Origin of the sequence: Leminorella grimontii ATCC 33999 = DSM 5078 (assembly GCF_000439085.1) — a bacterium.
GTDB classification, from domain to species: domain Bacteria; phylum Pseudomonadota; class Gammaproteobacteria; order Enterobacterales; family Enterobacteriaceae; genus Leminorella; species Leminorella grimontii.
Genome location: NZ_AUUA01000002.1, coordinates 273,012 through 292,786, shown reverse-complemented (window position 1 = coordinate 292,786; position 19,775 = coordinate 273,012). Strand labels below are relative to the sequence as shown.

Genomic DNA, 19,775 nt, shown 5'->3' with positions numbered 1-19,775 from the left:
TCCTACCCTAGTCCCAGACCGCGAATGCTGGCCGTCAGCGTGCCGACGGTCAAACCCCAGCCGTCAATCAGCACGAACAGCATCAGCTTGAAGGGCAGCGAGACGATAAGCGGCGACAGCATCATCATCCCCATCGCCATCAGGACGCTGGAGACAATCAGATCGATGACCAGAAACGGAATGTAGATCATAAAGCCTATCTGGAAGGCGGTTTTCAGCTCGCTAAGCACATAGGCCGGAACGACGATGGAAAGATCCTGATCCGCCGCTTCGCCTTTTGCGTTGGCGATGGTCATCACCTGCGCCATCGCCTTCTTGTTGGTTTGCGCCAGCATAAAGCGTTTGAGCGGCGAGGCGGCCTTGTCGAGCGCCTGCGACATGGTTATCTGGTCGTTTTCAAACGGCACGACCGCGTTGTCGTAGATGTTTATCCAGATAGGGCGCATTACCAGCATCGTCAGCGACAGCGCGATGCCTATCAATATTCGGTTCGGCGGCGTCTGCTGTAGGCCGAGCGCCTGACGCAAAAGCGACAGAACGATGATGAAGCGCGTGAAGCTCGTCATCATCAGCACCATCGTCGGCAGCAGGCCGACCAGCGTCATCAGGATGAGCACCTGAATGTTGACGCTGTATTCCTGCGTGTTGCCGTGGGTTGCGACGTTCAAAAGTGAAATATCGCCGCCCTTGGCTAAGACAAACGGCGACGCGACCATCAGAACGAGGCCTATTGCCGAACCGATAAGGGTCGATTTTTTCATGGGTTCAAGTCGTCAATGCTGTTCGTATTGAATTCCAGTACCCTCAGGCCGTATTTTTCATTAACGACCACCACCTCCGCCTTTCCAAGCAGGATGTTATTGACCTTGATGTCCAGCGGTTCGCCGGCCAGCTTGTCTAGCTCAATCACCGTATCGTCGTCGACGTTGAGCAGGTCAGCCAGCACGATCTCCACCGAGGCGACCTCCAGCGTGAGCGTGACGGGGATACGCTTTAGAAGCGGCATAGAGTCCGTAAGCCTGACTGCATCCGGCGTCGACGCCGAAGGCGTGCGGCGTGGGGATGCGCTGGCGGCGTCCTCAACGTTGAGTTCCAACCCTTGCTCAAGTGAATCTTCTTGGTTACTCATAGGATTTCTCAGTGGTGGTTTCCGTAATTTCTGACAGGTAAAGTTTTTCCCGATCTTCAACGATCAGAGCGTGAAATATTTCTGATTTCCCGATACAGACGGGAAATGTCTCCGGCAGGCTGATGGGCAAAATGTCGCCCGCTTTCAGCGTCGCTAAATCCGCTACGCTTAGGGGGAACTGGGCGACGTTTACTCGAAGAGTCAGCGGCAGCGTATTGGCGAGTGCGTCAACCGCCGCGCGTCTGTTTTCCAGGCGCTGCCGGGCGTCTTCCGGCGTACGAGCCGTCTCTTTTTTACGCAGGAAGTTGAGAATGTGGTCGGTGTGAGCGTCATCCAACAGAATGTAAAAGCGTCCGTTTTCATCGTCAGTCAGGTTGAGGGCTATCTGATAGGCCCAGCGCGTGCATACCGTACTGGTGTCTATCTTGATAGACAGCGGTATGCCAAGCGTATCCTTATGAAAGATAAGGCTGCAGATGTCCATCGCCAGGCGGCTTTTTAGCCGCATTTCGGTTTTTGTCGGGCGGTCGGGCGACGCGTCGTCTCTGGCCTCTTCTAGCCCGTAGAAGTTGCTCAAAAGCGTCAGCAGTAAAGGGCGGTCGATGTCAAAGGCCAAGTGGCCGACCTGCGAGGCCATCAACTCGGCGGTTTTGTTGGTAACATCCATTTCGCAGTCGATCTTTTTTAACGTAATGCTGGTGCGATGCTTTTTCAAAAAGTAGTTATTCAGTCGGGAGTCAATAACGTCAAACTTACTCATAAACATGGTTGGAAGACGGTGATAAGGTCGGCCAAGTCTGTTTCCTTCGAGCTTAAATATGCCCGGGGTTTGGCTGTATTTCAGCATGGCGTTCACTCTCTGAATAATGACATAAGTTGTATGGTTAATTGTGCTTTTTACTCACCGCTAAAAAATATTTATTTTTGCATTTAAGTTTTGCTCATTAAATGCAGCTATTAATAGTGGAGAGAAGGAAATCGTGTTTACAGATAAAGTCTTCGACTGAAACGAAGGCGGTATTTAACAGCAAGTCTATTGTTATGGCAATGGGTAAAAGGCTTTAATATATTATAAATAAATAATTTTCATATTCTTGATATTAGCTCACCTTCCGGCGCTGATACGATTTTCTGTGCCTATCTTATTGAATATTATTCATTAATTTTTTAATTATTCATTTATGTCAACACTCTTTTGATTACGATGGTACTATCCTGCTCGTTCTGAGTTTTCTTTCATTATAGAAATGAACGGAAAAAGAATAACGCCCTTTGCTTCATGCTCATATACATTCTTTTTTATCTGATTTTGAATGTGTCCTTATTCATCTCAATTTTGAGTTAAGCGTTGTAGCAAACGTGAGTGTGAATGCGTTGTGTGGCAAATAAGTGAAAGAGCGACCGCGTGAGTTTATGGCGGCTGTTTTACTTTATCGTGTATTTCTTATTAACCAAACAACTGAATAGGATTAAAGATGTCGGGATTTATCGCCGAAGCGTCCGCCAGCATCAAAGTATTGTCACTGGCCAAACGCGTAGCTTCTTTTAATATACCTGTATTAGTTCAGGGCGAAACGGGAACGGGTAAAGAGTGCATCGCCAAGCTCATTCATTCTCTGGCGTTTCCTGAACCTCAGGATGCTCCTTACATCGGCGTCAACTGCGCCGCTATTCCGGAAAACATGCTGGAAGCGACGCTGTTTGGCTATGAGAAAGGCGCGTTTACCGGCGCGGTGTCTGCGGTCCCCGGTAAGCTTGAGATGGCTAACGGCGGCACGCTGCTGCTTGATGAAATTGGCGATATGCCGCTGGCCCTGCAGGCGAAGATTTTGCGCGTGCTGCAAGAGCATCAGGTTGAGCGCCTTGGCAGCAATCGTTCGATCCGCCTGAATTTCCGCCTTATTGCCTGCACCAATAAAAACCTGGAGGCCGAAGTGGCCGCCGGGCGCTTTCGGGAAGACCTTTACTATCGCCTTTCCGTTGTGCCGATTTCTATTCCGCCGCTGCGCGAAAGGGTCGGCGACATTTTGCCTTTGGCCGAACGGTTTATACAAAAATACGCCACGGCCTTCGGCCGTCAGGCTACGCTCTCTGAATCAGCCAAAACGGCGCTTTTGAAGTACGGCTGGCCGGGCAACGTTCGCCAGTTGGAAAACACCATTCAGCGCGGCATGATTTTAAGCCGGGACGGCGTCATCGTTCCGGATTCGCTGGGCCTGCCTGCATCAACCTCCTCTTCTTATGTAGAACAGCCGTACAAAGAGAACATTTCCCATATCGCTATTTGCCCGCAGTCGCAGCCGCAGGAGAGCGACAGCCTGGGGGAACACGGCCGTTTTGCTCAGTACCAGTACATTGCAGACCTCATGCGCAAATACCACGGCAATAGAGGAAAAATCGCCGACCTCTTGGGCATTACGCCGCGGGCGCTGCGCTATCGGTTGGCCTCCATGCGTAAAAACGGCATTGAAGTGCAGTTTTCCTAAGCCTGATTTGCTTTTTCGTCACGTTCCGCTTTTGAATCAAACAGGATCAATACCATGATAATCACGACCGGCAGCGCCATTGAGTCTCAGCTGACGCAGGAAATGGGTCGAATGAAAACGCTGGCGGAATCGCCGGTGAGCCCCGCTTCCCCTTTGGATACGCCGTTAGCCTCAAAAGCGAGCGGTGACGTTTCGTTCAGCCAAGTGATGAATTCCGCCCTCGGGCGCGTCGACGAGGCGCAGCGGACGGCGTTGGAGAGCCAAACCGCCGTTGAAATGGGACAGAGCGACGATCTGGCCGGCGCCATGATCGCCAGCCAACAGGCATCGCTAACCTTCTCCGCGCTGGTGCAGGTGCGTAATAAAGTCGCAAGCGGTTTTAACGATCTGATGAGCATGTCTGTGTAATCATTATGAAACTCACCTCATTGAAAGACCTGGCGGGACCTCTGCTGGGGAAACTGCCGAAGGCCGACGGCCTGATAAAGTGGGGCCTGCTGGGCCTCGCGGCGTTTGCAGCGACGGCGGCGATCGTCGCCCTGCTGTGGAACGGCGAAGGGGACTATACGGCGCTGTACGGCGCGCAGGAAAACCTGCCGACCTCCCAGATCGTTACCGTACTGGACGGGGAAAAGCTTGAATACCGCATTGACCCCAACAGCGGACAAATTCTCGTGCCGCGAGCCGCGCTGTCGAAAACGCGCATGACGCTTGCGGCAAAGGGCGTTCAGGCCATTTTGCCCAGCGGCTACGAGCTGATGGATAAAGACGAAGTGCTTGGCAGCAGCCAGTTCGTTCAGAACGTGCGCTATAAGCGAAGCCTTGAAGGCGAGCTGGCGCAGAGCATCATGACGCTCAACGCGGTGGAAAGCGCCCGCGTTCAGCTGGCGCTGAATGAAGAAAGCTCCTTTGTCATTAACAACCAGCCGGAGAACAGCGCCTCCGTCGTGGTGCGGCTGCGCTATGGCGTCACTCTGACCGACGACAACGTCAACGCCATCATCCACCTGGTGTCGGGCAGCATTCCCGGCCTCAAGCCTTCGCGCGTAAGCGTGGTGGATCAGGCGGGCAATCTGCTTTCTGACGGCGTCAGCGAAGAGGCGCAGTCCGCCGGCGCCACGCGTAAAAGAGACCGCCTGCTGAAAGACATTCAGGACAAAACGCGCGCCAGCCTCTCCAACGTACTGGTTTCGCTGGTCGGCCAAAACAACTTCCGCGTCAGCGTCATGCCGCAGCTGGATCTCAGCCAAATAGACGAAACGCAGGAGCGCCTGGGCGATACGCCGAAGGTCAGCCATGAGAAAAGCTCTCAGGAGCATAATACCGACAAGCTGGCGATGGGTATTCCCGGCTCCTTAAGCAACCGTCCGCCGGAAACCGGCGCTGCCGCCCCGGCAGCCGGACAAAACGGCGGCGATGCCGCTAATGCGCCGTCACAGGCCCTTTCCCAACATACGGAAAGCCAGCGCGACTACGCCTACGACCGCACGGTACAGCACATCCAACATCAGGGCTTTGAAATTAAGCGCCTGAACGTCGCGGTCGTGCTTAATCAGGATTCGCCAACGGTGAAAGGCTGGACGCCGGAACAGCGCGAGCAGGTGACGGCGCTGCTTAACAGCGCGGCGGGCATTAACGCCGAACGCGGCGATAAGCTTTCTCTGTCAACGCTCTCCTTCCTGCCCGCCGCTCAGCCGGTTGAGGAAAAAGAGCCCTGGTGGCAGAACGCGGGCATTCTGGCCTGGGCGCGGCTGGGCGGCGGGATCCTGCTGGTGCTGGTGCTGCTGTTCGTCGTGATTCGTCCGTTGATTAAACGGCTGTCCGCGCCGAAAGAGCGAGCGCCCCTCAGCGAAGAACCGGCCTCCGCCTTGCCGCAAGAGAGCGATGAACGTAACGCCGATCCTTCCGGAGAAGATGAGCGCAAAAACGTCGATCTGCCTTCGTTCTCCGGCGATGACGGCCTGCCGCCGCAAAGCTCCGGCCTGGAGACCAAGGTGGAATTCTTGAAGAAGCTGGCGATAAACGATACCGATCGCGTCGCCGAAGTCATCAGACAGTGGATTACCAGCAATGAGCGAATTGACAACAAGTAAGAGCGGCACCAGCTATCTGGATCAGGCGGCGATTCTGCTGCTGTGCCTCGGAGAAGAGGCTGCCGCGACGGTGATGCAAAAGCTAAGCCGTGAAGAGGTGGTTCGCCTGAGCGAGCACATGGCGCGGCTGTCGGGCGTGAAGACCAGCCAGGCGAGGCGCGTCATCAACCACTTTCTCGATGAGTTCCGCGAGCAGAGCGGCATCAACGGCGCGTCCCGCTCAATGCTTCAGGGCATTTTGAACAAGGCGCTGGGCGGTGAAATCGCCAGCAGCGTGATTAACGGTATTTACGGCGATGAAATTCGCACCCGCATGGCGCGCCTGCAGTGGATTGAGCCTCGCCAGCTGGCGGCGCTGATTTCTGAAGAGCACCTGCAGCTTCAGGCGGTTTTTCTGGCCTTCCTTACGCCGGAAATCGCCGCCGAAGTGCTGTTTTTTATGAACGAGCCGATTCAAAACGAGATCCTCTATCGCGTCGCCAAGCTGAGCGACGTCAACCGCGACGTGGTGGACGAGCTGGATCGCTTAATCGATCGCGGCCTGTCCCTGCTGGCGGAGCACGGCTCCAAAGTGAAGGGCATCAAACAGGCGGCTGACATCGTCAACCGCATTCAGGGCAACCAGCAGCAGATCCTCGAACATCTGCGCGAGCTGGACGAAGAGGTGCTCGAGCAGCTGCAGGACGAAATGTACGACTTCTTCATTCTGGTGCGCCAGACCGAAGACGTTCGCCGTCGCCTGCTGGAAGAAGTGCCGATGGACGAATGGGCCGTGGCGCTCAAAGGCACCGAGGCGCCGCTGCGGCGTGCGATTTTCGGCGTCATGCCGAAACGGCAGGTCCAGCAGTTGGAAGGCATTACCTCTCGCCTTGGGCCGGTCCCGGTCAGCCGTATCGAACAGGCTCGCCGCGACATTATGCAGGTCGCCCGCGAGCTGGAAGAGGCGGGCGACATCTCGCTGCAGCTGTTTACCGAAAGAACGGCGGAGTAATAAACCATGGCGTTGGAAACACTGCGCGGGCGCTATCGCCTGCACCGCTTTCCTCCTCGCAGTCGTCTGCACGTGGAGCTGGAGCCTGGCCTGTCGTCGGCAGACTTTCAGCGCCGCCTGATGGACGGCTTTCAGGAGGGGATGCAAAAAGGCTTTGAACAAGGCATGCAAGAGGGCCAGGAGCAGGGCTTTAGCGAAGGCCGCCAAAAAGGCTACGACGAAGGCATGCGCGAAGGCTACGCCGAGGGCAGCCTCGCCGGGCAGCGCGAAGGGCTTAACGCCTTCACCGTCGCCGCCAAGCCGCTGGATGCCGCCGTCTCGAGCCTGAACGACTATCTGGCGCACATCGAGCGCAAGCAGCGCGAAGAGCTGCTGACGCTGGTAGAGAAGGTTACGCGTCAGGTGATCCGCTGCGAACTCGCGCTTCAGCCTACCCAGCTGCTGGCGCTGGTGGAAGAGGCGCTCGGCGCCCTGCCGTCGGCGCCCGCTTCGCTGCAGGTGCTGTTAAGCCGCGAAGAGTTTGAGCGCATCCAGAACGTCGCGCCGGACAAGGTCAGCGAATGGGGGCTAACCCCCAGCACGGACCTTGGCGCCGGGGAGTGCCGCATCGTGACCGATACCGCAGAGCTGGACGTCGGCTGCGAACAGCGGCTTGAACAATGTATGTCGGCGCTGAAGGACACCCTGACGCCGGAGGCGGGCGATGAGTGACGCCTCGCTTTTCGGCAGCGCGCTGAAGTCGATTGAATCCATCCCGCTGGCGCGAGTCGCCGGCAGGCTGGTGAGAGTCAACGGCATTCTGCTTGAAAGCGTCGGCTGCCCGCTTGCCACCGGGCAGCTTTGTCGCGTCGAGGGCGCCGACCGCTCGATGATAGAAGCGCAGGCGGTAGGGTTTAACCGCGATATCACCTACCTGATGCCGTTTAAGCAGCCGGTGGGGCTGATGGCCGGCGCACGGGTGTTCCCCGAAGATAAAGCGCAGGACATCACCATAGGCGAAGGCTGGCTTGGCCGGGTGGTTAACGGCCTCGGCGAACCGATTGACGGCAAGGGACGGCTTACGGGCAGCTGCGTGCTGTCCCCTATCGCACCCTCGGTGAATCCATTGACCCGTCGCTCCGTTAACGAGCCGCTCGACGTCGGCGTCAGGGCCATCAACGGCCTGCTGACTATCGGCAAGGGGCAGCGCGTGGGGCTGATGGCCGGCAGCGGCGTGGGTAAAAGCGTGCTGCTGGGCATGATAACGCGCCACACCCGCGCGCAGGTCGTGGTGGTCGGGCTTATCGGCGAACGCGGCCGTGAAGTGAAAGAGTTTATCGACCATTCTCTGGGGGCAGAGGGGATGGCCAAGTCTATCGTGGTCGCCGCGCCCGCCGACGAATCGCCGCTGATGCGCCTGAAGGCGACGGAGCTGTGCCATGCGATTGCCGCCTGGTTTCGCGACAGCGATAAAGACGTGCTGCTGCTGGTGGACTCCTTGACCCGTTACGCAATGGCGCAGCGGGAGATCGCCCTTTCTTTAGGGGAGCCGCCCGCCACCAAAGGCTATCCCCCGTCGGTCTTCGGCCTTATTCCTAAACTGGTTGAAAGCGCCGGCAACAGCGAAAGCCAAGGTTCCATGACGGCCATTTATACCGTACTGGCCGAAGGCGACGACCAGCAGGACCCGATCGTCGACTGCGCCCGCGCCGTGCTGGATGGTCACATCGTATTGACCCGCAAGCTGGCGGAATCCGGTCACTACCCGGCGATCGATATCGCTCAGTCGATAAGCCGATGCATGTCGCAGGTCACAAGCCCCGAGCACCTGCGTTCAGCGCGGCAGCTAAAGCAGAACTATGCCTCCTATATGGAGATTAAGCCGCTTATTCCCCTCGGCGGCTACGTGGCTGGAGCCGATCCGTCCGTCGATCGGGCGGTGAAGGTCTATCCGTCAATTGAACGTTTTTTACGTCAGGACGTCGCAGAAAGCGCGCCGCTTGAGCAGGTGCAAACGCGGCTGGCGACGCTGTTTCCGTCCGGTAAAGCGGAGAGTAGTCAATGAATCAGACAGTCATGACGCTGATGCACCTCAAGCGGCTGCGCGGTAAAGCGGTTACCGAAATGACCGTTGAGCTGGCCAAGCAGAAGCAGGTTGGCATCCGTTACGATAACAACATCAAGGCGTTGGGCTATTTGCTGCAAAAGAACGACGTCGGCGGCGCCGGCTCGTCTAATGCGGAGGCGTTGAAAAACCTGTCCGGCTATAAGGGCAGCCTTCAGCGGGTTATCGAATGGCAAAAGCAGGAGAAAGCGCTGGCTAAGGTGAAAGAAGAGCGCATTCAAAGCGACCTGACTGACGCCGCCTGTAGGGAGAAGGGCATTGCCGTTGCGCTTGAGGAACGGCAAGAGGCGCTGGCCCACGACGCGGACATCAAGCAGCAGAAGACGATCGATGAAATTGCCGGCCAGTGCTGGCAGCGGAGGATGCGGGGGCTGTTTTGAGTTCGATTGATTGGCAGTTTGTCGACAAAGTGGTCTATATCAACCTGGCGAAAAGGCGCGATCGCAATGAACAGCTGCAAAAGCAGCTGGTGGCTCTGGGTATAAGCAAAGAGAAGGTTCTGCGCTTTAACGCGATTGAAGAATCTCCCGGCTATATCGGCTGCGTTAAGTCCCACATTGCCGTCCTGCTGATGGCGATGAAAGAAAAGTGGAATAACGTCCTTATCCTTGAGGACGACGTGACGTTTATCCATGAAGAGAGCGCTCGCGTGCTCATCAATCGCCTGTTTCAGACGCTGAAAAACGTAAAGTGGACCGTCGCCTTCCTGGCCGCACACCACTATCGCGTCACCCCGTTTAAGCACGTCAACTATCTGGTGCGCGTCAATAAAGCATGGTGCGCCTGCGCTTACCTGGTCCAGCGTGACTACTATCCCATCCTGTTGGAAAACTATTTGCAAAGCCTTTATCACCTTGAGCGCGGCGGCTTGCCGAGCCGCTACGCGCTGGACGTAAACTGGTGGTCCCTGATGGAGAAAGACTGCTGGCTGGGGCTTTTCCCCAACGTCGCCTATCAGGCCGCAGACTACAGTGATATTGAAAAGGGCGTCGTGGACTACCGCGAGCTGTTTTTTAAGCCGCTGTCGGAAGTGGTGGGGCAGGAATAAGCGGACGGCTCGTCATCGTTTTTCTAACGCCGCATCCCGAATTTATCGGTAAATTCGGGATGCGGTTGGCCGTTCCGATTAGTTAAACAGCCTGCTTTTTATACTCTCGAGCAGGACGTGCTCTTCCTTGTTCTCCTCAAGCGCCCTAATAATCTCCTGCGCCGCGCGTTCCCCTGCTCGTCCATCCATATAGGCATCGCAGTACCTGCGTCGTAAATCTTCCATATCGGCGCCGCTTGATTCTGCAAGGCGTTGTCGCAGTTCCGCAACGTCGCGGGCGGCGGGCAGGTGGGCACGCAGTTCACGCGAAGCGTCGTCGGCCGTTTGAATGGTCGACTGCTCCTGCGCCTGCAGCACTATGGCGCGTTTACCCGCGTGGAGAGCATCGAAAAGGCGGGCGTCGTCGTCGGAGAGCACCACGTCGGCCTTTTTGAGCAGCGGCAGAAGCAGCGCGTCGTCGTTAACCGCGCGTTTATACAGGCGTTTAAACGAAGCCAGCGGAGAGCGGGCGCGCAGGTCGTCGTCGTTGTGCAAGAGCGTCACCAGATTGAACTCCTGGCTCAGCGGCTCCAGCTGCTCCGCCCATTGGAGCATCGACGCTCGCGCATCCAGCGACGGCGCGTAGAGCAGGGTCGGCTTGCGTTCGTCGAGGCGAAGGGAGGACAGCGCGCTCAGGTCGACGCGATCGTTATGCCAGTCGTCAAAGCGCGGATCGCCGACGATGACGGCGCTGTCGTTAATGGAGAGCGCGCGCCTGTCGTAGCTGCTGTAACAGAGCTGGCGCTGATAGAACAGGTTCCACCAGGCGAAGTTCCAGACCGCGTTTGTCTGCGTCGGCATGGCTCGAACGTTGACTTCCGCCAGCCCCTTTATTTTAGGCGTGTAGAACGGGCTGACCAGGCAGGCGTAGCGCTGCCGGCGATTTTTGACTTCGCTAAGCGGGCTGCCGCTCAGTTCGCGGTTTTCCAGCGATGCCAGCAGTCGCTTAATGCCGTCAAGGCGCTCCGGCGGCTGGGCGTCGTCAAGGAGCAGATCGCAAGCGTAGCCCGCAGCCTGAAGCACTGGCAACACGGTGCGATAGAGCTGATAGTGAAAAGGGTTGCCAATATAAAAGCCGATCTTTTCACCCAGCAGGTTGGCTATCGGCTGCTGGCTGGCCTGTAGCTTCTCCGTCCGGTGGTTTTTATTAACTCGGTTAAAGTAGAAGCGAACGTTGTCGCTCTCTTTTTTCTCAATATCGCTGTAGCCGGCCCGCTGATAGCTGAGGCTTGGGCTGCACGCCAGCCATTTTCCTTGTTCAAGCAGCGGCCGCCACTGTTCTTCAAGCGTGGCCGAAGGGTCAAGGGTCATTTGCTGGGCGAGCGTCGCATAGTAGGGCGCGTTGACCAGATAGGCGCAAACGCGCTGGCAGTCGGCGGCGTGTACTATTCCGGGCAGGCTGTTGAGCGGTCGGCCTCGGTTTATTTGTCCGCCCAGAATGACGGCCTGCCAACCCAGAGCGGAAAGCGAATTGGAAAGCCCGTTCAGGGCGTTGACGTACTTTTCCTGCTTGAGCAGTACGGCGTCGTCTTCCAGCAGCAGATAGTTTTTCCAGCCTTCCCGCTGCGCCATTTTCAGCGCTTTCAGATGCGAGCGTCGGCGACCGGCGTGGCCGTCGTCGTCTTCGCAGGCGCTGAGGCGAACGATTTTATCGGCCGGCGCTTGAAGCTGTGCGAGCTCTTCGCTTATTTGCCGCCAGCGATCCGTTCGACGATCCAGGTTGATGACCACCACCTTATCGATAAATCCCCACTCGATCGGGCGGCTGTGGGTGGCGTTGTGCAGGCTCTGGTACCAGTTTTTGAGCATGGCGTCGCTGATGACGTCGTCAAGCGCCGCGTCGAGCGATTCGCTGTTGCCGAGCACGAAGTCTTTGTCGAAGGTATTGTGGCTGTGGGATACGCACATGATTGTGCGCTCCCCCGGTAGCTGCAGAGGCGAAACGGTAAATCCGTTGGTAAACGCCAGCTCTTCGCCCAGGTTGCAGTCATCGTCATAGCGATGCTTTTTCAGGTAGTTGCGGTGATAGCAGAACGTACCGTTCAGAATGTGCTGGTTGCCGAAGCTGTGGGTCTTGAACAGGCGGTTAATGTGGCTATACCAAATGGGGATCTGATCCGAACCGGAGATAGTTGCCCCGTGCTTTTGCATCATCTCGATGGTGTAGCTGATTTTATCCGCCGGGTAGTAGTCGTCATCATCCATACAGAGGATATATTCCCCCTGCGCCAGCTCGTTGAGCATGTTGCGCTTTTTGCCGAGCGCCAGGCGCTCCGGGTGGTGAATATAGCGAATGTTGAAGCTTTCGGGGCGGCCTTGCGTCAGGGTATTAATAATGTCCTGATGGCTTTTCGGCGAGTCGTCCAAAATAACCAGCTCCCTACATTCTGCCGGATAGTCCTGATAGCGGTACATATACAGCAGGTAGGGCAAAAATTCGGCACGGTTAAACGTCGGCGTGACGACGCTGACAAACGGCAGCGACCGACGGTTTTCTGTGGATATGGCTTTCATGCGAATAGTCTTTGCGTTTAGTTTGTGAGTAGGGAAATGGCGCTGAGGATTTCATCCTGCCTGTGCGGCGCCAGAAGCGCCTCTTTTTCCTCGTCGGCCAGCGGGCCGCAGCGCCAGGCTTCAAACATCGCCACCAGACTGACGAGAACGTCGTCGCTCAAGTCGTCGCCGTCCATCATCCACAGGCAAAGCAGGCTGCGAAGCAGGAAGTAGTCGCTGACTAACGTCAGGTAGCGTGCGGGCATTGGCTGCGTATCGTGATGGGGAAACGTCTCGTGATACAGGCGATAGTAAAGGTAGTTGATAAAGACCCAGGGCATGTCGGCAAACCGGGGAACGCCGCGCTCCCGCCAGACGTCCATCATTTGCTGATGCAGGCGTGAAAGGCCGTTGTCGTCCTGCATTTGGAACAGGCCGATTTGTAGCTGTACGGCCTGCTTGCGCGGGCTTTCCGGCAGGAGGCTCCAGTCAAAAGAGAATGTTCCCAACGCGCCGGTGAGCTGGCGCTGCAGCGTCGGAATAGAGGGAAGTTCGTTAAACTGGCACTGTAGCGCCCCTTCGCGCACAAGCTCTTCAAGCTTTTTCGGCAGCGTGGCAATGACCTCCGGCGTCGTCACCTCTTCTTTGTCCAGCTTGGCGGCGTAGGAAAGGAGAATGCCGAGGGCATAAAGTCGCGCTTCCGGCGTAAGGCCGGGGAGGCCCACGGCGTCGAGCGAGGCCTGGTTGAGCGATTGAGCCCAGTCGGGCAGGGCAGGGAAGTCCGCCGACGCTTCCCGCATGGAGACGTTTAGTTCCAGTGCGCTGCTTGAGGCAAGCAGCGCACGGCAGCGCTCGCTGTCGTTTAACGGCAGGCTCAGGCGGACTTCGTGTTGCCAGCACAGGGACAGCGGTTTGCTCGCGGTCTGGGAATTATTGTTAAGGTATTGCCGAACGAATTCTGGCTCGTAGCACTCAATCTGACTCATCGCGTTTTGCTCTTTTTGTATATGCCCGCAGTTTTACAACTCGCATGTTCAGGGCATAGGGATAGACGTTGCCCGTAAGGGGCGTGCTAAGGTCTTAGCAATTGATGTGCCAATTATTTTATTTTTATTATTCAATTGGTTATTTATTTTGAGGGAAGTAGGGGAAATGGAACTTCCTTACAAACGGCTTTCAGGCTTGGGGAAGCGCAGGCGCAGCGCGCCCTCGGCCAGGACGTTCATCGCGGCCGATTGAGGCGCTTGGTTTTTCGTACGAGCGTTCTAAGGGTGGTAGAGGAAGTCCGGTTCGGTACCTAAAAAAGACTGCGCAAAGGCGTTTTGCATGGTTAGCAGTTCGCCATTTTTTTCATTCCACGCTTTGCAACCGGAAACGCGTTTTTCCAGCTGTTTCCAAGCGCCCTGCGCTCTGCGCTTTTGTTCCGCGGGCAGCCAGGAGAAAACCTGTTCCATTCCGTTCTTGTCCAGCGTTACGCCAAGCTGCGTAAGCAGCGTACGGCGCAGCCGCGTACCCTCTTTCAGCTGTTCATAGCTGTCGGTGATTTGGTCGTTGACGCTTGCCAGCTCGTCGCAGTCGCGCTTGATAATGCACAGGCGCTGGCGTTCCAGCAGGTGGCGCAGCGTCAGATAACGTTCGTCGTCAAGTACGATGCCATGCAGCAGCGCTTTTACCGATTGAAGCTTATCGTTCACGTTGGTCTACTCGTTGTGAGAAAAAAAGTTGAGCATAGATTTGGCCAGATCGTCGCTGTCGACCGTCAGCTCGCCGTTGGCAAGCGCGGTACGCATGGCATCCACCTTTGCCGCGTCGATATCGCTGTCGTCGCTGCTCAGGGTTTCCTGAGCGGACTGCAGGCCCAGCTGGACGATGTCGTCAGCCGAGGGCGTCGCGGGCACGGGCGTTTGTGCCGATGCGGTCGTGGCCTTTGTGTCTTTTTGCGTCTGTAGACGAGCCGCCTGGTTGGCAATTGGCATTGGCGTAATTTTCATACGGACCTCACGCATTGTTGTTTCGCTTTATATATGAGTGTACTCAACTAAAGCGGCGCGGCAGTTACAAAACTTAAATGTTTTTTTCAAACATGTTCGCCGGTCAGGAGCCCGCGGCTACTGCCTTAACGACGCCCTTATCGGTAACGACTGCGCTGACCGTTCTCTGGCTGCTTTCATTGCGTACTTTAATGACGTCGCCTTTGCGTCCGTTTTTCAACGCGATGCCCTCCGTTTGGGCGGTCACGTTGTCGATGCTTGAAATAAGGCTCACCTCATCGTCCCTCTTAACCAGTATAGGCGACTGTAGCGCGCCTTTGGCGATAGGGCGTAGCGGCAGCAGAGTGCGCCCTGCGGTCATGCCGACCACCTCGTCGTCGTTGACGACGAGGTCGCCGTGCTGGTGGCTGAGGTTGTACTTTTTAGATACCAGCTCGTCTTCCGTTATCACCGTTCCGCGCGTGATTTCTTCACGCGGCATGAGGACCGACACGTACACGTCGGGCTTTACGTCGACGCGGATATGCCAGCCTGCGCCATCGGCACAGCTTACGTCATAGTTGAGGCGGTTAAGCGAACCGGACGCATGAGCCGGCGCATCGACCTTAAGGGCTGCGTTACAAAAGGGCACGTTGGCAACGGATGCCGGAATGAAAACGTTCATTTTGTAGTAGTAGTCCTGCCAGCGATTCTGCTTGGCCAGACTGTTGATTTCGTCCCCGGCCTTTTTGATTACGGCGGCGTTAACCTGCTGCCGGGCGCTCTGCGCGGCAGCCTGCGGAAGTGCGGGTGCACAAAGGGCGGAAAACGTCATGCCGAAAAGGGCAGTAAACAGCGCGCTTTCCGCCGTCAGGCGGAAACGATTTTTCCTCTTGGGAAAGGCGACTTTCATAAACACGTTACCTGTCAATCAGTTAAAAACTGGCACGCAATTTGCGTACTCGACCTGCGCGTTCATGTTTAGCCTAAGAGATGTCAACGTTATGGGAATGAGTTTTCAACAAGCGTGGGGTGTTCACCCACAGGCGGTAAAGCTTCGTCTTGAGAGGACCGAGGTGCTTACCGCGAATTTGGCGAACGTCGATACGCCAAACTTCAAGGCTAAAGATATTGATTTTGCCGCCGAGATGCAACGATTAAATCAAACGGGAGAAATGTCAACCCCGACGGTGAAGTATCGCGTACCGATGCAAGCCTCGGAAGACGGCAATACCGTAGAGATTAACACCGAGCAGGCCGCATTCTCGCAAAACAGTTTGGATTATCAAACCAGTTTGACCTTTTTAAATATGCAAATCAGCGGATTACGGTCCGCTATTGAAGGGAAATAAGTCATGTCTTTTAACGACATTTATCAGATATCTGGCTCGGCGATGACGGCGCAAACCGTCAGGCTTAATACCATCGCGAGCAATCTGGCTAACGCGGAGTCCCCTGCGGCGAGCGCAAAGGACGTCTATAAGGCGCGCAGCCCGGTGTTCGCCGCCGTCTATAACAACGGGCTTATCGCTCAGGGGCGTCATGACATCGATGGCGCCAGCGTTCGCGTAATGGACGTACTGCAAAGCGGCGGATCGGTGAAACGCTTCGAGCCGCACCATCCGCTGGCGGACCGCGACGGCTATGTGTATTACCCCGACGTTAACGTTGTCGACCAAATGGCCGACATGATGTCCGCATCAAGGGACTTCGAAACCAACGTCGACGTGCTTAACAACGTAAAAAGCATGCAACAAAGCCTGCTGAAGCTGGGGGATGGAGCATGAGCAACGTAGCCTTATTAGCGGCATCGGCTGAAAAAACGCAGTCCGACAGCGCGTCGACGGTGGCCGGCAATACGCTGGGCGCAGAGTCGACCAACGGCAATTTAACCAGCGACAGCGCCTCTTCAAACTCAAACAGCAGTTCATCGAGCGCGACAACGACCACGACGACCGACGACAGCGCTTCAATGGCGGATACCTTTCTGACGCTGTTTGTCGCAGAAATTCAAAATCAGGATCCGACCGATCCAACGGACCCGACGGAATATATCGATCAGCTTTCTTCTATGGCTCAGGTGGCGATGGCGGAAGAGATGTCGGTTGAAATGAACACTAACTCGGTGCTGATGAGCAACCTGCAGGTGATGGCGCTCGGCAACATGGTGGGCGATGAAATCATGGTGCAGACCACGTCGGTTGACGTAAGCGACCAGACGATCCACGGGCGAGTCACTCTGTCCGATGCCTGTACCAACGTAACGCTGCACTTTACCGACGACGCCGGGGACGACTACACGGTCGATTTGGGAGAACAGTCTCCGGGGCAGGTCGACTTTGATATCGATCCTGCCGACTACGGCATCCCGCCGGGCTCCTATCAGGTTTCCGTCGTGACCAACACCGGCGAAGAGGAAGTGCCGGTAGAAGTAGCCGGCATGGTGACCGACGTTCGCATTCCGCTCGACGGCGGCACGCCGGTACTGAACGTCACGGGCGTAGGCGAAGTGCCGTTCACCATGATTAGTCAGTTCGGCACACCGGACGATGATTCCACGGATACGACGGCCTAATACCGTTTTTGATTATTTTTAATAAGAGATTAGTGAACCATGAGCTATGAAATAGCAGCAACCGGCCTTAACGCCGTAAACGAACAGCTGGACGGCATCAGTAACAATATCGCCAACGCCGGAACGGTAGGGTATAAGTCGACCACGACCCAGTTTTCTTCCATGTATGCGGGCTCGCAGGCGATGGGGGTCAGCGTGGCTGGCACCGCGCAGAGCATCTCCCGCGGCGGTTCAATGGTTTCTACCGGCAACGCGCTGGATCTCGCTATCAACGACGACGGCTTTTTTGTCATGCGCGACGCGGCGGGCAACGTCAGCTATACCCGTGCCGGTTCGTTTACGACGGATAAAAACGGCTATATCGTCAATCCGTCAGGCGACTACTTACAGGGCTATCCGGCTAACGCCGACGGCACCTTGCAAACCGGTACGGTTACCGATCTTCAGATTAAAACCGGCAACATCCCCGCAGAAGCCACCGACAGCATGACGTTTTCCGCCAACCTGGACGCCAGTTCTGATGCGATTGATACTGCCGCCGTGCCGTTTGACCCTACAAACGCAAGCTCTTATACCTCTACCTACACCACGTCGGTATACGACTCGCTTGGCAATGAGCACTCGGTCAGCCAGTACTTTGTCAAAACCGACAGCAATACCTGGGAAGTTCACTACAGCTTCGACGGCCAGGAGCAGACGGGCACGACCACGACCCTGACGTTCGATCCCAACACCGGACAGCTGACCTCGCCGACCGGGCCGATTTCTCTGACGTTCCCTTGCGATGACGCGGCGCCTATTACCATGACGCTCGACTATTCCAGCTGTACCCAGTACGGCTCAGAATTTTCCGTCGCCACCAACACGGCCAACGGCTATGCCTCCGCTCAGCAAAACGGCGTGCAGATCGACGACAACGGCGACGTGTATGCGACCTACAGCAACGGCGAACGCATGCTGCAAGGGCAGGTCGTGCTGGCGACGTTCCCGAATGAAGACGGGTTGGAAGCGGTCAGCGGCACCTCATGGGTTGAAACCGGAGAGTCCGGTACGCCGATTATTGGCGCGCCAGGAACCGGTTCATTAGGCTCGCTCTCTTCCGGCGTGTTGGAAAGCTCCAACGTCGACATCACCAGCGAGCTGGTGGAGCTGATGACGGCGCAGCGCAACTATCAGGCTAACACCAAGGTGATATCGGCCAGTACCGAACTCGACCAAGCGCTGTTCCAGGCAATGTAAGGGGCGGCGACCAATGGATCGTTTGATTTTTACGGCGCTTAGCGGCGCCCGCCATGCGCTGATGGAACAGCAGGTCAGCGCCAATAACCTGGCGAACGTGAACACCGCGGGCTTTCGTCGCGATCTGGAGCTCTCGCAGAGCAATCAGGTGCGCGGAAACGGCTTTGCTACGCGCTTTATGTCGCAGGAAGAAAAAAGCGCCGTTAACGATGCCCCCGGCGTCGCTGAACGTACGGAGCGTCCGCTGGACGTCGCCATTCAGGGAGAAGGCTATATCGCCGTTCAGGGCGAAGGCGGTCGTGAGGTGTATACCCGCAACGGCAACATTCAGCAAAACGATCAGGGAATGCTGACCGTTAACGGTTACCCGGTGGTTGGCGACAACGGCCCGATTATCCTGCCGCCGAACGCGATTGCCTCCTTTGGCAGCGACGGCACGATTTCCGTCACGCCGGACGACGGCGACGTCACCGCCACGATGGACGTTGACCGACTAAAGCTTGTCAACATTCCGGTCAACAACCTGACTAAGAACGCCCAGGGCATGCTGGTGACCGCCGACGGTCGCCCGGCCCAGCGCGACGAGAACATCAAAGTCAGCGGCGGTTATTTGGAAGGCAGCAACGTATCGGCCATCACTGAAATGACGGCCTCCATTTCACTCAATCGCCAGTTTGAAGCGCAGATCAAAATGATGAAGACCGCTGAAGACTTAAGCGACGCAGGCAACCGGTTACTGCGCGGTTCCTGATGGAACGTCCGGTAGGAGATAAACAATGAATTCAGCGTTATGGATAAGCAAAACCGGCCTTTCAGCCGAAGATGCTGAAATGAGCACTATCGCCAACAACATTGCCAACGTTAACACCAACGGCTTTAAGCGCGATAACGCGATGTTTCAGGACCTGTTCTATCAGACTCAGGAAGCGCCGGGCGGCATGTTGGATCAAAACAACGTGTTGCCGAGCGGCATCCAGTACGGTAGCGGCGTGCGCATCGTCGGCACCCAGAAGATTTTTACCGAAGGCAATATCGAAACCACCGATAACTCAATGAACGTTGCCATCATGGGGCAGGGGTTTATACAGGTGCAGAAGGCCAACGGCGATATCGCCTACACCCGCGACGGCAACCTGCAGGTTAACGCCGACGGCGTACTGACCAACTCTCAGGGGCTGCCGATCCAGCCGGAAATCAATATTCCGCAGGGCGCGACGAGCATCACCTTTGGCGAAGACGGCACCGTCACTGCCGTACTGGCGGGCGACAGCGATCCGACCGAGCTCGGCCAGCTGACGCTGGTGAACTTCACCAACCCGGCGGGGCTTCAGGCGGAAGGCGACAACCTGTATCTGGAAACCGCCGCCAGCGGCCAGCCGATTGAAGGCGTGGCGGGCGAGGACGGGCTTGGAACGCTCAAGGGCGGCGCTCTGGAAGGCTCTAACGTGGACATCGTCAACGAAATGGTAGCGATGATCACCGTGCAGCGTGCCTATGAGATGAACGCCAAAATGGTGTCTGCGGCTGACGAAATGCTGCAGTACGTCAACCAAAATCTGTAATCGGTTTTCTCTGTTTTAACGGGCGACGGCGTCGCCCTCTCAAGTC

At 56.5% G+C, this 19,775-nt stretch carries 22 protein-coding genes; 14 read left to right on the top strand and 8 right to left on the bottom strand.

Annotation, left to right across the window (positions count from 1 at the left end; genetic code table 11):
- Window positions 1-2: 2 nt before the first annotated feature.
- From fliP to G544_RS0105800, 3 genes are read right to left on the bottom strand one after another with little or no spacing between them, the layout of a single operon-like run.
- Window positions 3-761, bottom strand: a complete 759-nt coding sequence (gene fliP / locus G544_RS0105810; RefSeq protein ID WP_027273723.1) for a flagellar type III secretion system pore protein FliP — start codon at window positions 759-761, stop codon at window positions 3-5.
- Window positions 758-1,129, bottom strand: a complete 372-nt coding sequence (locus G544_RS0105805) for a FliM/FliN family flagellar motor switch protein (RefSeq protein WP_027273722.1) — start codon at window positions 1,127-1,129, stop codon at window positions 758-760. The genes fliP and G544_RS0105805 overlap by 4 nt, the downstream gene beginning before the upstream one ends.
- A complete protein-coding gene (locus G544_RS0105800) occupies window positions 1,122-1,976 on the bottom strand; it encodes a FliM/FliN family flagellar motor switch protein (protein WP_027273721.1) in 855 nt (284 codons plus the stop codon). The genes G544_RS0105805 and G544_RS0105800 overlap by 8 nt, the downstream gene beginning before the upstream one ends.
- 628 nt (window positions 1,977-2,604) lie before the next feature.
- Between G544_RS0105800 and G544_RS0105795 the strand changes: the two genes are divergently transcribed.
- Genes G544_RS0105795 through G544_RS0105760 form a run of 8 tightly spaced genes read left to right on the top strand, consistent with a single transcriptional unit; the run spans window position 2,605 to window position 9,851 of the window.
- The gene (locus tag G544_RS0105795) at window positions 2,605-3,615 is read left to right on the top strand and encodes a sigma-54 interaction domain-containing protein (RefSeq protein WP_027273720.1); all 1,011 of its coding nucleotides are present in this window, start codon (window positions 2,605-2,607) and stop codon (window positions 3,613-3,615) included.
- Window positions 3,616-3,669: 54 nt separating this feature from the next.
- Complete coding sequence (gene fliE / locus G544_RS0105790; protein WP_027273719.1) at window positions 3,670-4,023, top strand: flagellar hook-basal body complex protein FliE; 354 nt, start codon at window positions 3,670-3,672, stop codon at window positions 4,021-4,023.
- A gap of 5 nt (window positions 4,024-4,028) precedes the next feature.
- Window positions 4,029-5,708, top strand: a complete 1,680-nt coding sequence (gene fliF / locus G544_RS0105785; RefSeq protein ID WP_051155592.1) for a flagellar basal-body MS-ring/collar protein FliF — start codon at window positions 4,029-4,031, stop codon at window positions 5,706-5,708.
- A complete protein-coding gene (locus G544_RS0105780) occupies window positions 5,686-6,699 on the top strand; it encodes a flagellar motor switch protein FliG (RefSeq protein ID WP_027273717.1) in 1,014 nt (337 codons plus the stop codon). Before fliF ends, G544_RS0105780 begins: the two co-directional genes overlap by 23 nt.
- Before the next feature lie 6 nt (window positions 6,700-6,705).
- Entirely contained in the window at window positions 6,706-7,410 is a 705-nt protein-coding gene (gene fliH / locus G544_RS0105775) for a flagellar assembly protein FliH (RefSeq protein ID WP_027273716.1), read from the top strand.
- Window positions 7,403-8,743, top strand: a complete 1,341-nt coding sequence (gene fliI / locus G544_RS0105770) for a flagellar protein export ATPase FliI (protein WP_027273715.1) — start codon at window positions 7,403-7,405, stop codon at window positions 8,741-8,743. Before fliH ends, fliI begins: the two co-directional genes overlap by 8 nt.
- Window positions 8,740-9,183 (top strand): flagellar FliJ family protein, encoded by a 444-nt coding sequence (locus G544_RS0105765; RefSeq protein WP_027273714.1) that lies wholly within the window; start codon window positions 8,740-8,742, stop codon window positions 9,181-9,183. The genes fliI and G544_RS0105765 overlap by 4 nt, the downstream gene beginning before the upstream one ends.
- Window positions 9,180-9,851: a glycosyltransferase family 25 protein gene (locus G544_RS0105760; RefSeq protein ID WP_027273713.1), complete on the top strand. Its 672-nt coding sequence runs from the start codon at window positions 9,180-9,182 to the stop codon at window positions 9,849-9,851. Before G544_RS0105765 ends, G544_RS0105760 begins: the two co-directional genes overlap by 4 nt.
- Before the next feature lie 78 nt (window positions 9,852-9,929).
- Here G544_RS0105760 and G544_RS0105755 read toward each other — a convergent pair whose 3' ends face one another.
- The 5 genes from G544_RS0105755 to flgA all read right to left on the bottom strand — a co-directional run bounded on the left by G544_RS0105755 (window position 9,930) and on the right by flgA (window position 15,266).
- Window positions 9,930-12,404 (bottom strand): glycosyltransferase, encoded by a 2,475-nt coding sequence (locus G544_RS0105755; RefSeq protein WP_036023389.1) that lies wholly within the window; start codon window positions 12,402-12,404, stop codon window positions 9,930-9,932.
- A 17-nt stretch (window positions 12,405-12,421) separates the two neighbouring features.
- A complete protein-coding gene (locus G544_RS0105750) occupies window positions 12,422-13,369 on the bottom strand; it encodes a hypothetical protein (RefSeq protein ID WP_027273711.1) in 948 nt (315 codons plus the stop codon).
- 279 nt (window positions 13,370-13,648) lie between these two features.
- On the bottom strand, window positions 13,649-14,077 hold the full coding sequence (gene flgN / locus G544_RS0105745; protein ID WP_027273710.1) for a flagellar protein FlgN: 429 nt from the start codon (window positions 14,075-14,077) through the stop codon (window positions 13,649-13,651).
- 6 nt (window positions 14,078-14,083) lie between these two features.
- A complete protein-coding gene (gene flgM, locus G544_RS0105740) occupies window positions 14,084-14,374 on the bottom strand; it encodes a flagellar biosynthesis anti-sigma factor FlgM (RefSeq protein WP_027273709.1) in 291 nt (96 codons plus the stop codon).
- A gap of 103 nt (window positions 14,375-14,477) precedes the next feature.
- The gene (gene flgA / locus G544_RS0105735) at window positions 14,478-15,266 is read right to left on the bottom strand and encodes a flagellar basal body P-ring formation chaperone FlgA (RefSeq protein WP_051155591.1); all 789 of its coding nucleotides are present in this window, start codon (window positions 15,264-15,266) and stop codon (window positions 14,478-14,480) included.
- 91 nt (window positions 15,267-15,357) lie between these two features.
- Here flgA and flgB point away from each other — a divergent pair, with 91 nt between their 5' ends.
- Genes flgB through flgG form a run of 6 tightly spaced genes read left to right on the top strand, consistent with a single transcriptional unit; the run spans window position 15,358 to window position 19,729 of the window.
- The gene (flgB, locus tag G544_RS0105730; protein ID WP_027273707.1) at window positions 15,358-15,705 is read left to right on the top strand and encodes a flagellar basal body rod protein FlgB; all 348 of its coding nucleotides are present in this window, start codon (window positions 15,358-15,360) and stop codon (window positions 15,703-15,705) included.
- Between the two features lie 3 nt (window positions 15,706-15,708).
- Complete coding sequence (gene flgC, locus G544_RS0105725) at window positions 15,709-16,140, top strand: flagellar basal body rod protein FlgC (RefSeq protein WP_027273706.1); 432 nt, start codon at window positions 15,709-15,711, stop codon at window positions 16,138-16,140.
- Window positions 16,137-16,928: a flagellar hook capping FlgD N-terminal domain-containing protein gene (locus tag G544_RS0105720; RefSeq protein WP_027273705.1), complete on the top strand. Its 792-nt coding sequence runs from the start codon at window positions 16,137-16,139 to the stop codon at window positions 16,926-16,928. The genes flgC and G544_RS0105720 overlap by 4 nt, the downstream gene beginning before the upstream one ends.
- Window positions 16,929-16,967: 39 nt before the next feature.
- On the top strand, window positions 16,968-18,167 hold the full coding sequence (flgE, locus tag G544_RS0105715) for a flagellar hook protein FlgE (RefSeq protein WP_027273704.1): 1,200 nt from the start codon (window positions 16,968-16,970) through the stop codon (window positions 18,165-18,167).
- A gap of 13 nt (window positions 18,168-18,180) precedes the next feature.
- Entirely contained in the window at window positions 18,181-18,918 is a 738-nt protein-coding gene (locus tag G544_RS0105710; RefSeq protein WP_027273703.1) for a flagellar basal body rod protein FlgF, read from the top strand.
- A gap of 25 nt (window positions 18,919-18,943) precedes the next feature.
- Window positions 18,944-19,729 carry a flagellar basal-body rod protein FlgG gene (gene flgG, locus G544_RS0105705; protein WP_027273702.1) on the top strand — a complete coding sequence of 262 codons (786 nt, stop codon included), beginning with the start codon at window positions 18,944-18,946 and terminating at the stop codon, window positions 19,727-19,729.
- The last annotated feature ends 46 nt before the right edge of the window (window positions 19,730-19,775 follow it).

Bases quoted from the DNA above. Each gene is read 5' to 3' on its own strand.
- flgA (WP_051155591.1), bottom strand. From the start codon at position 15,266: ATGAAAGTCGCCTTTCCCAAGAGGAAAAATCGTTTCCGCCTGACGGCG.
- fliF (WP_051155592.1), top strand. From the start codon at position 4,029: ATGAAACTCACCTCATTGAAAGACCTGGCGGGACCTCTGCTGGGGAAA.
- flgB (WP_027273707.1), top strand. From the start codon at position 15,358: ATGGGAATGAGTTTTCAACAAGCGTGGGGTGTTCACCCACAGGCGGTA.
- G544_RS0105750 (WP_027273711.1), bottom strand. From the start codon at position 13,369: ATGAGTCAGATTGAGTGCTACGAGCCAGAATTCGTTCGGCAATACCTT.
- flgM (WP_027273709.1), bottom strand. From the start codon at position 14,374: ATGAAAATTACGCCAATGCCAATTGCCAACCAGGCGGCTCGTCTACAG.
- fliI (WP_027273715.1), top strand. From the start codon at position 7,403: ATGAGTGACGCCTCGCTTTTCGGCAGCGCGCTGAAGTCGATTGAATCC.
- G544_RS0105800 (WP_027273721.1), bottom strand. From the start codon at position 1,976: ATGCTGAAATACAGCCAAACCCCGGGCATATTTAAGCTCGAAGGAAAC.
- flgG (WP_027273702.1), top strand. From the start codon at position 18,944: ATGAATTCAGCGTTATGGATAAGCAAAACCGGCCTTTCAGCCGAAGAT.
- fliE (WP_027273719.1), top strand. From the start codon at position 3,670: ATGATAATCACGACCGGCAGCGCCATTGAGTCTCAGCTGACGCAGGAA.
- fliP (WP_027273723.1), bottom strand. From the start codon at position 761: ATGAAAAAATCGACCCTTATCGGTTCGGCAATAGGCCTCGTTCTGATG.
- flgE (WP_027273704.1), top strand. From the start codon at position 16,968: ATGAGCTATGAAATAGCAGCAACCGGCCTTAACGCCGTAAACGAACAG.
- G544_RS0105710 (WP_027273703.1), top strand. From the start codon at position 18,181: ATGGATCGTTTGATTTTTACGGCGCTTAGCGGCGCCCGCCATGCGCTG.
- G544_RS0105755 (WP_036023389.1), bottom strand. From the start codon at position 12,404: ATGAAAGCCATATCCACAGAAAACCGTCGGTCGCTGCCGTTTGTCAGC.
- G544_RS0105780 (WP_027273717.1), top strand. From the start codon at position 5,686: ATGAGCGAATTGACAACAAGTAAGAGCGGCACCAGCTATCTGGATCAG.
- flgC (WP_027273706.1), top strand. From the start codon at position 15,709: ATGTCTTTTAACGACATTTATCAGATATCTGGCTCGGCGATGACGGCG.
- G544_RS0105805 (WP_027273722.1), bottom strand. From the start codon at position 1,129: ATGAGTAACCAAGAAGATTCACTTGAGCAAGGGTTGGAACTCAACGTT.
- G544_RS0105765 (WP_027273714.1), top strand. From the start codon at position 8,740: ATGAATCAGACAGTCATGACGCTGATGCACCTCAAGCGGCTGCGCGGT.
- fliH (WP_027273716.1), top strand. From the start codon at position 6,706: ATGGCGTTGGAAACACTGCGCGGGCGCTATCGCCTGCACCGCTTTCCT.
- G544_RS0105720 (WP_027273705.1), top strand. From the start codon at position 16,137: ATGAGCAACGTAGCCTTATTAGCGGCATCGGCTGAAAAAACGCAGTCC.
- G544_RS0105795 (WP_027273720.1), top strand. From the start codon at position 2,605: ATGTCGGGATTTATCGCCGAAGCGTCCGCCAGCATCAAAGTATTGTCA.